At 67.0% G+C, this 12,185-nt stretch carries 8 protein-coding genes; all 8 read left to right on the top strand.

All coding sequences use genetic code 11. The features are described from left to right. Nucleotides 1-25: 25 nt before the first annotated feature. The 8 genes from infB (at nt 26) to KF724_03565 (ending at nt 12,155) form a co-directional block, all read left to right on the top strand. A complete protein-coding gene (infB, locus tag KF724_03530) occupies nt 26-3,055 on the top strand; it encodes a translation initiation factor IF-2 (protein MBX3354752.1) in 3,030 nt (1,009 codons plus the stop codon). A 27-nt stretch (nt 3,056-3,082) separates the two neighbouring features. Next, nucleotides 3,083-3,466, top strand: a complete 384-nt coding sequence (gene rbfA / locus KF724_03535; GenBank protein MBX3354753.1) for a 30S ribosome-binding factor RbfA — start codon at nt 3,083-3,085, stop codon at nt 3,464-3,466. Beyond that, nucleotides 3,463-4,572 carry a hypothetical protein gene (locus tag KF724_03540; GenBank protein MBX3354754.1) on the top strand — a complete coding sequence of 370 codons (1,110 nt, stop codon included), beginning with the start codon at nt 3,463-3,465 and terminating at the stop codon, nt 4,570-4,572. Before rbfA ends, KF724_03540 begins: the two co-directional genes overlap by 4 nt. 62 nt (nt 4,573-4,634) lie before the next feature. Further along, nucleotides 4,635-8,141, top strand: a complete 3,507-nt coding sequence (locus tag KF724_03545) for a tetratricopeptide repeat protein (GenBank protein MBX3354755.1) — start codon at nt 4,635-4,637, stop codon at nt 8,139-8,141. A gap of 150 nt (nt 8,142-8,291) precedes the next feature. After that, a complete protein-coding gene (locus KF724_03550) occupies nt 8,292-9,017 on the top strand; it encodes a YebC/PmpR family DNA-binding transcriptional regulator (protein MBX3354756.1) in 726 nt (241 codons plus the stop codon). A gap of 46 nt (nt 9,018-9,063) precedes the next feature. Further along, the gene (locus KF724_03555; GenBank protein MBX3354757.1) at nt 9,064-9,735 is read left to right on the top strand and encodes a hypothetical protein; all 672 of its coding nucleotides are present in this window, start codon (nt 9,064-9,066) and stop codon (nt 9,733-9,735) included. Nucleotides 9,736-9,800: 65 nt separating this feature from the next. Next, nucleotides 9,801-11,273 carry an isocitrate dehydrogenase (NADP(+)) gene (icd, locus tag KF724_03560; protein MBX3354758.1) on the top strand — a complete coding sequence of 491 codons (1,473 nt, stop codon included), beginning with the start codon at nt 9,801-9,803 and terminating at the stop codon, nt 11,271-11,273. Nucleotides 11,274-11,357: 84 nt separating this feature from the next. Next, nucleotides 11,358-12,155 carry a sigma-70 family RNA polymerase sigma factor gene (locus tag KF724_03565; GenBank protein ID MBX3354759.1) on the top strand — a complete coding sequence of 266 codons (798 nt, stop codon included), beginning with the start codon at nt 11,358-11,360 and terminating at the stop codon, nt 12,153-12,155. Nucleotides 12,156-12,185: the final 30 nt, after the last annotated feature.

A 12,185-nucleotide genomic window follows, 5' to 3' on the forward strand; every position in this document is an offset into this window, starting at 1 on the left:
GTCAAGGGACGGCAAGGAGCCACATTTGTCCAAGATCCAGAAGGTGCGCATCTCACAGCTTGCGAAGGAGCTGGGCGTCACCGCGAAGGACATCATCGAGAAGTGCAAGGCCGAGGACATTCCCGGCGTTGACAAGCCGCAGGCGACGGTGTCCGTAGGCCTCGCGCTGACCATTCGTGAGTGGTTTGGCGCGGCGGATGCAGGCACGGCCGTCGAGCGAGCCGCTCCCGTCGATGTCGAGGAAGCTCGCGCCCGCGCCGAAAAGGCTCCACGGAGATCGCGCAAGTCGGCGACCGCGGCTGGCGATCATGGTTCGTCTGACGGCGACACCGCCACGGCGACCGCAGCGCCCCCTGCGTCGGACGAGAAGCCCGCGCCTTCAACGAGGAGTCGCTCAACTCGCAAGAGCACCGCGACCGTGGCTTCCGAGGCTGGATCTGCCGTTGAAGAGAGGGCTGCCTCTGGCGAGTCTGAGAGTGCGCTGGTTGGCGAGGTCGCAGCCTCTGCCACGCCGGTGGCCGCTGCACCGACCGCGCCCGCTGGTGTGACTTCCACTCCGGTTGTTGAGACTGCACTGTCGACTGATCAGTCAGTCCCGCCCATCGGCAAGGCGCACGCGAAGTCTTCGCCCGGCGCTTTCGATCAACCACCGCCTCCAGCACCACCGCCCGGCCTTGGTAGTCGTCCGACGCCGCCGGCTGGTCCCGGATCGGTCGCCCCCGGTGGAACGACTCCGACTCAGGCTTCGCCTCGTGGACCGGTGTTCCCGCCGGGACCGGCGCCGCGCATGAATGTTCCTGACCGGCCGCAGGAGATCAAGCCTGTCGGACCGATGCTCGAGCGACCGGTGCGCACGCAGCTCAGCGGGCCGCGCGTCATCCGTGTGGAGCAGCCGGAGCAGATCGCCGCACCGCGGCCTCGGAGCGCCGCCGGACCCGGCGGTCCCCCTCGAACAGGGCCGCGCGTCGGGCGTGGAACTGATGGTCCTGGGACCGACGACCGCAATCGAGGAGTCGGTCGAGGCGGACCGGCGACTGGCCAGGGCGCACGCAATCGTCGCCGCGCTGTCGCCGATGGCCCCGGTGGCCGCAGTGCTCGAGCAGGAGGTGGCGAAGGCGAAGCGCCATTCGAGCCATGGCGCGAGCAGGATCTTCTGGAGCGGGAGAATCGACTCAGTCGTTCCGGCGGGTTCTTCCGCGCTCATCGACGCGATCACGCGAAGCGCGCGGCGGTGCCCGGCCAGAGGCAGGCCCCCGGTCAGCCCTCGGGACCGGTGCGCGTCAGCACGCCCGTCTACATCAAGGATCTCTCCGCAGCCACGGGCGTCAAGGCCGCCGACATTCTGAAGCAGCTCTTCCTGAAGGGCATCGTGGCGAACCTGAACTCCACCCTCGACGCCGAGCAGGCGATGGAGGTGATGCTGGAGTTCGGTGTCGAGATCGAGGCGACCGACGCGAAGACCGCCACGGAGAACATCGAAGAGATCTTCAAGCAGCGGCAGCGCACCGATGAGCGGCCGCGCAGCCCCATCGTCACCATTCTCGGCCATGTCGATCATGGCAAGACGAGCCTGCTCGATCGCATTCGCAACACCAATGTCGCGGCGGGCGAAGCGGGCGGCATCACGCAGGCGACGAGCGCGTTCCGAGTCCCCGTCAAGGCGGGCGACGGCGAGCGGGTCATCACCTTCATCGATACGCCTGGTCACGAAGCGTTCACCAACATGCGGGCGCGAGGCGCTCATGTCACCGACATCGCCGTGCTCGTCGTCGCCGCCGATGACGGCGTCATGCCGCAGACCATCGAGAGCATCAATCACGCGAAGGCCGCCAAGGTGCCGATCGTGGTGGCGCTCAACAAGATCGATCGATCCGAGGCGACCGACAACAACATCCAGCGCATCTTCGGCCAGCTCGCCGAGCATGGCTTGAACCCTACGGAGTGGGGCGGCGACACGGAGATCGTCAGGACCAGCGCTACCAAGGGCACGGGTATTCAGGAGCTGCTCGATGTCCTCGACTATCAGGCGGAATTGCTCGGCCTGAAGGCGGACTTCGCCGGCACCGCCGTCGGCACCGTGCTCGAAGCGCAGATGGAAGAGGGACGCGGACCGGTCGCCCGCATTCTGGTACAGGAAGGTCTGCTCAAGAAGGGCAACATCGTCGTCATCGGTCGCGCCTTCGGCCGAGTCAGGGACATCGTCAACGATCGCGGTCAGCGGATCGACGAAGCGGGGCCGAGCACGCCGGTGGCCATCTCCGGCATCGATCTCCTGCCCGACGCGGGCGATCGCTTCTTCGTGGCGCCTTCGCTGAAGGAGGCGGAAGAGGCGGCCATCGAGCGCCGCCGCGTCGAACGCGAGCGCGAACTCGCCGCACCGAAGATCACCCTCGACAATGTCTTCGAGCACCTCGGCAAGGGCGAGCGGAAGGAGCTCGCGCTGGTGGTCAAGGGCGATGTCCAGGGTTCGGTCGAGACGCTGCGTACGGTGCTTTCGCGGATCAAGACCGACGAGGTCGCCGTCAGCGTCAAGCACTGTGCTGTAGGCGGTATCAACGAGAGCGATGTCGCCCTCGCGGCCGCCACCGGCGCCATCATCGTCGGCTTCAATGTCACGACCAGTTCCAAGGCGCGCACGGCGGCCGAGGCGAGGAAGATCGAGATCCGCCTCTACGATGTCATCTACGACCTCACCGACGATGTGCAGAAGGCGGTCGCAGGTCTTCTCGAGCCCGAGCTCAAGCTCGAGGTCCTCGGGCACGCCGAGGTTCGCCAGGTCTTCCGCATCTCCAAGGTTGGTGCTGTCGCCGGTTGCTATGTCACCGATGGCGTCATGGAACGAAACGCCCAGATCCGTGTCACGCGAGGCGGCATCGTGGTCGAGAAGGATCGGCGCCTGGAGCAGCTCAAGCGGTTCAAGGACGACGCCAGGGAGGTTCGCGCCGGCAACGAGTGCGGCATGAAGATCGTGGGCTACGACGACATCCAGGTTGGCGATGTCCTCGAGTGCTACAGGACGATCTCGGTCGCACGAAGCCTTGGGAGCGGCGCGTAACTCGCCATGGGAAGGTCGGACCCGCGCATGCAGCGAAGTGCACGGTCCGGCGATGGACCGCGATCGCCGCGCCAGGGCCATCTCGAAGCGCGCTTGCGACGCGCGCTCCAGACGATTCTGGCGCGAGGCCTGCACGACCCGCGCTTCCGCGGTCTCGTCAGCGTGACCGAGGTCGATCTCTCGCCCGATCAGGCGCGCGCGTCGGTCGGCATCTCCGTTCTGCCCTCGGAACATGGTCCGCTGACCGTGGCGGCGCTTCGTCACGCGGCGCCGCACCTGGCGGCCGAAGTGGGCCAGATGGTGCGCTCGCGTCGCCTGCCTCAACTTGACTTTCAACTCGACGATCGCCTGAAGAAGCAGGCGGCGCTCGATGCCGCACTCAACTCCACCAAGGGGGAGGATGCTTCGTGAAGCATGATGGTTCAACGAGCAAGCTCAACGCGATCCTTCGATCGAACGCCGTCGCGGCGCCGCCACCGGCCTCGAAGGAGCGGCCTGATCCAGTCGAACTGCTGGTGCACTCCTTCATGGTCTGGGAGGCGACCACCGCGCAGGCCGATGCGGCCATGGCTCGAATCAAGACCGCGGTCGTCAGCTTCAATGACTTTCGAGTGTCGCTCGTCAAGGAAGTCGTTGAACTGATCGGTCCGCGGTACCCGCTGGTCCAGGAGCGGGCGATCCGCGTCAGGGCTGCACTCAATGATCTCTACCGTCGTGAGTACGCGGTGTCACTCGATCGAGTCTCGGGGCTGAGCAAGCGGGACGCCCGCGCCTATCTCGAGAGTCTCCAGGGCATGGTTCCGTTCGTGGCGGCCCGCGTCGCGCTGCTGGGGCTCGACGCGCACGCCGTACCCGTCGATGACCAGACGCTGATGATGCTGGTGCATCATGGAGCGCTTCATCGCGAGACGACGGTGGTCGAAGCGACTGGGTGGCTTCAGAGGCACATTCCCGCCGATCGCGCCCTCGCTTCGCATCTCGCGCTTCAGCGGGCGGCCGAGACATTCGTTGCCAAGGTAACGCCGCGAGGCGTGGCGCGAATGATCGCGGAAGCGGAAGCCGCGCGCGTCGCCCGGATGCCGCGCGTTGTCGCCGAGCCCCCACCGACCGAAGCCGAGACCAGTGCCACGCAACCCTCGCGCGGTGGCGGGAGCGCAGCTCGCGCCTCCAAGTCGGCCGCCGGTCGCAAGGGAACCCCCGCGACAGGGGCGTCCAACGGCAAGCCCGCCCCGTCGCGAACCAAGGAGAAGGCAGCCAGGGGTGGGAAGACGCCCGCCGCCCCGCGACCGAAGCCGAAGAAGTCGTCAGCGGGATCCGCGGGACGAAGCAAGAGTGCGCGACCCAGCGGCGCGAAGACCTCGCGAGGCGCACGGCCTTCGTCGCGCGCACCAGCCCGCGTCGCCAATGCGAAGCGAAGCTCGCGGCGCGCGAAGCCGGCCTCGCGCCCCGCCAAGGGTTCGACGCGCGCGTCCGGTCAGGCGTCTCGCCGGAAGGCTGGAAAGGCGGCTCGGAAGTGAGCCATCATTCGCGGTGTCGATGGCTTCGCGCAGTCGGATGTGTGGCGCTCACTTGGGCGACCATGGCCTTCGCGCGGGAAGCGTTCGCTGGACCTCCAGCGCCGCCGCCCGGTGTGCCCGAATCAGATGTTCGAGTGCATGCCGAGCCCGAACTCGCGGCGAGATCACTCGCTGAGGTGCTCGAGTTGCTCGGTCCGCTCGCGCCACCGCAGGGGCCCGGAGTGGCACCGCTCGACCCCGACGGTGTCGACGCCGCTGAGGTGCGCAGGCTTCTTGAGCGTGCTCGGGAGTCGCTCGGTGCGGGAAAGCTCCTGAAGGCGATCGTGGACCTCGAAGCGGCCACGGCTCGAGACCCCGGAGATCTTGAGGCGCTTCGCCTCCTGGCGCAAGCCTTCACGCAAGTCGGCAACGATGGGCGTGCGCTCAATGCCTATGAGCGAATCCTCATCATCAAGCCCGATGATCCGCAGGCCTTGATGGCGACGGGGACCGCGGCGGCGGCGCAGCGGCAGTACAAGGATGCGATCCGCCGAATCGCCGGTGCACTCCTTGCGGCTGAGCGGAATGGAACTCCACTCACGAGCGCGTCCCGCGTCATCGGCGGTCGAGTGCTTGGGGGCGTCCTTCGTGAGATCGAGTTCGATGTGGCGGCCATCGAAGCGTGGCGAGATGCGCTGGTCGCGCTCGATGAACTCGAGGCCGCGCGGCATCTCGACCCCAACGCCGCTGCACAGGACACGACTCGGCTCCGTGCAGAGCTCCTGCTGGCTCGCGCCGATGCGATGGCGCGTCTGAGTCGATGGGCCGATGCTCTCGAAGAGCTCGAAGTCATCAAGGAACTTCCCGGCGTTGATCACGATGTCGTCCTTCCGCGCGAGCTCTACCTTCTGGAAGCCGCAGGGCGACGCGAAGAGGCCGAGGCGCGCCTGGCCGAGACGCTGGCCCAGCTTCAGGAGCCATCGGCCCGAGAGGTCGATCTCGCCCGCTGGCTTGTTTCGATCGACGCGACGCGCCCCGCCCTCATCGAGCGAGCGCGCCTCATGGCGAGAGAGCGGCCGCAGTCGATTCTCGCGGTGCAGTTCCTGGGCGAGGTTGATCCGAAGCAGGCGCGCGAGGCATTCGAGCAATTGCTCGCCGCGTCACCGGGGGATGATGTCTCCCTGCGAGGCTGGTTCGATGCGGCGGGAGACAGCGATCCCGACGCGCGGGCGAAGGCGCTCGTCGAGCGCCTTGAAGCGACCCCCGAGTTCGGAATGGCCGCGACCATTGCGGCGCTCTCGGGGGCGGTTGATGAGCGCTCGCTTCGAACGGCGCTTCGAGCACTGCCCGATTCGCCGTCGCGCGCAGCGGCCGAAGTGCGCCTCGCGGCGCTGGGTCGCGACTTCGGAAGTGCTTGGACGACCGTGGTCGCGGCACGGGCCAAGGCGCCCGATGACCTCGGGCTCGCCATCGCCCAACTCGAGGTGGCTGGCGCCCTCGAAGAGGCGTCGTTGATCGCGAAGCTCGAATCAGGAGCGCCCGGCACGGCGGAAGGCCTGCCCCCCGGCGACGAGGTGGAGCGGGCGGCGGCGCTCGCCCTTCGAGCTGCGGGAGAACTGGACCTTGCGCTCGCCCGGCTCGAAGCGCTTGATGCGCGCGGCGTTCGAGGCGCGGCCTCAGCGCGGGCGAAGATGCTCGCCGACCGCGTCGCGCTCCTTCGTGCCGATGATCCAACTCGTCAGGAACTCGCCCTGACGGCGCTCCGTCGGGCGACCGCCGCACTCGAACAGAACCCCACCGATGACGAAGCCGCCGTGGTCATGCTTCGGCTGCTCGACCCGCGCCAGGGCGCGGCGGCCGATGCAGAGTCATGGACCTTGCTCCGGGCCAAGCTGCGTCGAGGTCCGATGGCGTGGCTCGATGAGCGCGTCTCGATTGAAGAGGACATTGCCCGAGGTCGCGCCGAGCAGGCCGTGGCGCGGCTTGAGGCGCTCGCGCAGGCGAGGCCGTTCGATGGAGAGATTGTGGGTCTTGCCGTCAACTTGATGGCGCGCTCGGGGCGCGGCGACGAGGCGATTGCGTGGCTTGAGCGAGAGCGCGAGGCGCGGCCCGGACTGGTCCCTCTTCGTGACGCGCTGCTTGCAGCGCGGGTGCAGGCGGGCCAGAGCGATGCGGTGCTCGAAGAGCTGCGCCGCGCGATGGTCGATGACCCCGATGATGCGCTTCTCACCTGGCACTTCGAGGCGGTGCTCCGGGCGCTTGGGCGCCGCGAGGAGGCGGCCACTCGAAGCCGCGAGCGCCTTCTCGCTCGACCACCGGGTGTGCGTCGCTCGCTCGAACTCGCCAACTTGGAGCAGCGTGCCGATCGCCCCGGCGAGGCTCTCGAAGCGCTCCGAAGCGTGCTCGAAGCACCCTCGATCGGCGCGGCGCAGCGATTGGCCGCGGTCGAGATCGCCTCGCGCCTGCCCAACAGCATTCCGGGTCGAAGCCGCGTGCTCATCGAACTCGCCGAGCCGGGACTGGCCGAGGGTGGTCCTGACGCGGTGCTCTATGCCGCGGCGGCCGCCGTCGGCACCATGGAGGATGCGCGTGGCGGCTCGCTCAACGAGCAGCGCGAGGCCGTCGAGCGCGTGGCGGAACTCGCGCGACGAGCAGCGGCGACGAGCGCGGGCGCGAGTGGCGATCTTGCGATGGCCATGCGATGGCGCGACTCCGCACAGATGTTCATCGATACGGGGTTCCCGCAGGCGGCGGGTGTCTTTCTTCGAGCCCGTCTCGAGGACCCCTCCTCACTGCCGCCGGTCGCGCTTCGAGCGCTTCAAGCGGCGGCGTTTGCCTCGGATGCCGAGACGCGCGATCAGGCGGAAGAGTCGATCGCCCTCTTCCGTGCCCTGCGCGGCAAGGGCATTCGTCCATTCGAGTGGGCGCGCGATGTCGGTGACGATGAGGCGAGCGCCCTCGTGCAACTGGCCACGCTCTACTCGATGGTCGGTGATCGCGAAGGCAGTGAACGCCTGCTGGAAGAGGCGATCCTCGTGCAGCCCGATCACGCGATGGCCCTCAACAATCTGGCGTGGTCGAGACTCGAGCGCGGGCTCCTCGACGCTCGAACGGTCGAACTCGCGGAGCGGGCCCTCGCGGGTGCGCCCGAGGAGGCGGCCATCCTCGACACCCTCGGTTGGGTGCGGTACATGCAGGGTCAACTGGCCGATCGCGGCGACGGCACCCCCGGCGCACTGACACTCCTGCGCCGATCGGTCGCCGTCAAGCAGCAGGAGCCGAGCCTCGAAGTCCTCGACCATCTCGGTGATGCGCTCTGGGCTTCCGGTGATCGAGATGGTGCCATCGAGTCGTGGCGCAAGGTCGTCAGAATCTCCTCGCAGCAATTCGATCGGGCGAAGCTCCTGCCGCAGCTCGGCGCGTACCTGATCGGCGAGTGCGGACTTCGCCTGGCCGATCCCGAGGGCTTCTACGAGGAGCACTTCGGGCGTCCCACGCAGCGGGCGGCTCGCAAGCTGGCCGATGTCGAGGCCGGTCGCGCACCGATGATCGCGACTCCGCAGGTTGCGGGCGACGGCGGCGATCCGTAAACGCGAGTTCCGTCCGGCGCCGCGACGATGCACGACGCATGTCGGTGGTCGCGGCTCTTGCCCGCGGGTGACCCACAGGCCTCGCTCGCCTCGTGACCGTCCGCTGAGAAGATCCTTACCCAAAACCACTCAACTTCCGACTTCGACGACATGGCCGGACACAGTGCATGGAAGAACATCAAGCGGCGCAAGGCCGCCGTCGACGCCAAGCGAGGCAAGCTCTGGTCGAAGCTCAGTCGCGCCGTCATCGTCGCGGCAAAGAGCGGCGGTGGTGACCCGCGCTTCAATGCCGGTCTGCGACTCGCCGTCGACGAGGCGAAGGCTGCCAACATGCCGCGCGACACGATCGAGAAAGCGATCAAGAAGGGGGCTGGTGGCGGTGAGGGGGAGAACTACGAGGCGGTGCGCTACGAGGGCTATGGCCCGGGCGGCGTGGCGATCATCGCGGAGAGTCTCACTTCCAATGTCAACCGCACGGCTCCCGAGATCAGGACTATCTTTGACAAGAACGGTGGCAAGCTCGGAGTACCCGGGAGCGTCCTGCATGGCTTCTCCCAGCAGGGGGTGATCCTGGTCTCCGCCGACCGCGTCGGGGAGGAGCGAATGCTCGAGATCGCACTTGAAGCGGGGGCCGACGATGTGCGGAGCGACGCCGACGGACACCTCGTGTCATGCCCGCCCACCCGCCTCGCCGCGGTCAAGGAGGCCATCGAGGCGGCGGGTGTTCCTGTCGAGAATGCCGAGTTGTCGTATGTTCCACTGATGACGACCGCCGTCGAGGGCGACTTGGTGGCGGCCGTGCAGCGACTCATCGATGCACTGGAAGAGCATGACGATGTCCAGAAGGTCCACAGCAATGCTGACTTTGTCGAGTGAGAGCTCCGGCGTGTCCTGCGCCTCGCCCCGCGCCACACCCCGCGCAGTGCCCCATGCTTCGCCCGATGCGGCGCCATCGGGCGCTCGCGGTCGGCGATCTTCTTGCGTGGCGTGGTGCATGCTGGCCGCTGCGGCGGCGACTGCATCGGGCTGTTCGCAGAGCCGATCGTTCGAAGGTCACACGCGCGACGAAGTTTGGCAGGCGATGGTGGCTGCCGCGAAGCAGCCCCGCTATCGCGACTGGATGGTGATGGACAACATGGTGTGGACCGACGAGCCGGGGGCTCGTGTCGAGATCTGGCGCGAGTTGAAGCGCGATGTGGTCCTCCCCGGGCAGAAGCCCTATCGCGAGGAGGCGGAGTGGCGCCTGCGCGGCACCCTCGAGCCCGGAGATCTTCCGGTGGTGCGCTTCTCGACCAGTGACCTCTGCATCCCGGCGCACTTCTGGCTGCAGGCCGATCACTACTTCGACGAGGTGCAGTCGAGGCTCATGGCGATGGCGCCCGCTCGTGCGATCGCGCCATCGGTGCCCATGGACCTTGATGATCCGATGCTGCTTCCACCGGCGAGCCTCTCCGCGCGCGATGACGCACGCGACGATCCGCTCGACTCGGTGCCTCCGCCCGATGCGGCGCCCTCGGGTCGTCGCATCGCTCCGCCACCTCCACCGCCTGCGGCGCGCCCGAGCGGCCAGTCGCAACCCATCGACATTCCCTGACGGGCCGATCCGCCGGACGCGCCCCGCTTCGAACCTTCAGATCTTCGCCCCAAGGAGAGAGACCCATGCCCAGCTCCATTTCGATGTCCGCCAGCGGCCTCAAGGTCCCCGATGAGCCCATCGTTCCGTTCATCGAGGGCGATGGCACCGGACCGGACATCTGGCGCGCGAGTGTCAAGGTCTTCGACGAAGCCGTCCGCAAGGCCTACGGCGGAAAGCGGCGCATCCACTGGCACGAAGTGCTCGCCGGCGAGAAGGCCTTCAACAAGACCGGCAACTGGCTTCCCGACGAGACGCTCAAGGCCTTCCGTGAGCACCTGGTCGGCATCAAGGGCCCGCTCACCACGCCCGTCGGCGGCGGCATCCGCTCGCTGAATGTGGCGCTCCGTCAGCTCCTCGATCTCTATGTCTGTCTGCGCCCGGTGCGCTGGTTCAAGGGCGTGCCCAGTCCGGTCAAGAAGCCCGAAGATGTGGACATGGTGATCTTCCGTGAGAACACGGAGGACATCTACGCGGGCATCGAGTATGCCGCGGGCACGGCGGAGAGTCAGAAGGTGCTCGACTTCCTCGCGAAGGAGTTCCCCAAGGAGTTCGGCAAGATCCGCTTCGGCACGAAGGAGCGCAGTGTCGAATGGCAGGCCCAGCTCGAAGGAGTCGGCGCGCCGAAGCGCGATCTCTCGAGTACGCCGCCGCAGGTCGGCATCGGCTTCAAGCCCGTCTCCTACCTGGGCAGCGAGCGACTCATTCACAGCGCCATCGCCTATGCACTCAAGGAGAAGCGCCGCAGCGTCACCTTCGTGCACAAGGGCAACATCATGAAGTTCACCGAGGGCGCCTTCCGCGACTGGGGCTACCAGATTGCGGCCAGGTACTTCCGTGATCAGGTTGTCACCGAGCGTGAGAGCTGGATCCTCGGAAACCGCGAGAGCAAGCCGTCGATCACGAGCGAGGAGAACGCTCGCATGATCGATCCTGGCTACGAGATGATGACGCCGGAGCAGAAGAAGAAGGTGATCGCCGAGGTGGACGAGGCGATGAAGCTCTGGTCGACGCATGGCGACGGCAAGTGGAAGTGGAAGCTGCTCATCAAGGATTCGATCGCAGACATCACGCTCCAGCAGGTGCTGACGCGGGCCAAGGACTTCGATGTCATCGCCACCATGAACCTGAATGGCGACTATCTGAGCGATGCGCTCGCCGCGCAGGTCGGTGGCATCGGGATCGCCCCCGGCGCGAACATCAACTATGTGACCGGTCACGCGATTTTCGAGGCGACGCACGGCACGGCCCCCAAGTACGCGAACCTCGACAAGGTGAACCCCGGTTCGGTCATCCTCTCGGGTGAGATGATGCTCCGCTTCATGGGGTGGAGCGAGGCGGCGGATCTCATCATTCGCGGAATCGAAGGCGCCATCGCCGCGAAGACGGTGACCTATGACTTCGAGCGGATGATGCCCGGGTCAACGCTCGTGAGTTGCTCTGGCTTCGGCGATGAGATCATCAGGCACATGGATGTGAAGGTCCCGGTCGGTGTCTAGCGGGCTGGGCACACCCGCGGCGTGACGGACTCAGTTCGACGCGACTTCGAGCAGGGCTTTGGGCTGGGTGGTCCTGCCACTACCATGAAGGGGGGCGGACGCTGTGTGCGGTGGGTGTGGATGCCGTCAGTGGAGCGTGGTGTGGCCATGGAGCAACCTCGAGGTGAATGGACCGTTCACGAGTGGGATCAGGCGATCGAGGCGATCGATCCCCCGGCGCTCCTCCTCGTGATCGAGTCGCGGATGTCCACGGCGCTGAAGACGATGTGCTCGCCGGACGATGTCTGGCAGGAGGCGATGTTGCATGCCTGGCGCGATCGTCACCGTTGTGAGTGGCGGGGGAGGCGAGCGTTTCGAAACTGGATCCTGAGCGTGATCGACAATCGAATCCGGGACATGGCGGACTACTACGCGGCGCTCAAGCGAGGAGGAGACCATGGCTCCGACGAACCTCCCGTCCACGCACCGCCATGGCGGAAGCGCATCGATCTGCAATGTGTCGACGGACCGGGAGTGTCCGATTCGAACACGCCGAGTCGCGTTGCCATTCTGCGGGAGCGGGCGGGGGCGATCCGCTCCGCGCTTGCCGCGCTCTCCGATGAAGACCAGGAGGTGGTTCGTCTGCGACTGATCGAGCAGCTTCCGGTTGAGCAGATCGCTGAGCGGCTTCACATCGGGATCTCGGCGGTCCGGCATCGCTTCAGACGGGGCGCTGCCTTGTACGCATCCGGCCTTCGCCTCGCGCTTCGTTCGCACAGTGCGCCAGTCACATCCATGGCCCCGGCTGGCTCTCCCCCCGTGGAACGCGACACGGCGCCCGACGCGGCCACCGGCCAGAGTCCCGGGTTTGGCGGCGCACACGACAACTCTCCGGGTAGTTGAAGGAAGGGCCGCGGGGCTCCTGTCACTCCT

It is taken from the genome of Phycisphaeraceae bacterium, assembly GCA_019636735.1.
Lineage (GTDB): Bacteria > Planctomycetota > Phycisphaerae > Phycisphaerales > SM1A02 > VGXK01.

Excerpts from the sequence above, each read along its gene's own strand:
- icd (MBX3354758.1), top strand. The coding sequence starts at position 9,801 with ATGCCCAGCTCCATTTCGATGTCCGCCAGCGGCCTCAAGGTCCCCGAT.
- rbfA (MBX3354753.1), top strand. The coding sequence starts at position 3,083 with ATGCAGCGAAGTGCACGGTCCGGCGATGGACCGCGATCGCCGCGCCAG.
- KF724_03550 (MBX3354756.1), top strand. The coding sequence starts at position 8,292 with ATGGCCGGACACAGTGCATGGAAGAACATCAAGCGGCGCAAGGCCGCC.
- KF724_03545 (MBX3354755.1), top strand. The coding sequence starts at position 4,635 with ATGGCCTTCGCGCGGGAAGCGTTCGCTGGACCTCCAGCGCCGCCGCCC.
- KF724_03565 (MBX3354759.1), top strand. The coding sequence starts at position 11,358 with ATGAAGGGGGGCGGACGCTGTGTGCGGTGGGTGTGGATGCCGTCAGTG.